This window comes from Falsiroseomonas sp. E2-1-a20 (assembly GCF_051433195.1).
Classification (GTDB): Bacteria; Pseudomonadota; Alphaproteobacteria; order Acetobacterales; family Acetobacteraceae; genus Falsiroseomonas.
Map to the genome: position 1 here is coordinate 1 of NZ_JBHMFT010000201.1, position 472 is coordinate 472.

Annotated in this window: 1 pseudogene; it reads right to left on the reverse strand. The window is 76.3% G+C overall.

Features of this window, described 5'->3' with window-relative positions:
- A pseudogene (locus ACFHPP_RS31365) lies at positions 1–472 on the reverse strand (site-specific integrase); the annotation flags it as partial.

The window sequence follows — 472 nt, forward strand, 5'->3', positions numbered from 1 at the left end:
GAGCGGCGCAGCGTCAGCACCAGCCCCTCGGAGACGTGGCGCAGGTCGGCCAGGTCCAGCGCCACCAGTTCCGAGCGGCGCAGCGCCGCGGCGAAGCCGACCAGCAGCAGGGCGCGGTCGCGCAGCGGCTGCAGCCCGGGACGCCGGGCCAGCTGGCGCAGCGCGTCGCGCAGCACCTCGCTGGTTGCCGCGGTGCTTTGGCGCGGCGCGGTGCCGTGCTGGCGCCGGATGCCGGCCCAGACCTCGCGCACCGCCGGGTGGCGCGGGTCGAGGCTGTGGCCCTGCAGGCGGTGCGCCTGGCCGATGGCGACCAGGCGCAGCCGCAGGGTGGCGGGGCGGTGGGTTGGCGCCCGGTCGGCGAGGTAGAGCCCGACAGTTTCCGGCGCGGCCGGCAGCGGCGCCAGGCCATGCTCAGCACACCAGGTACAAAAATCCGTCCAGGCGATGGCGTAGCTGCGCCGCGTATTGGCGG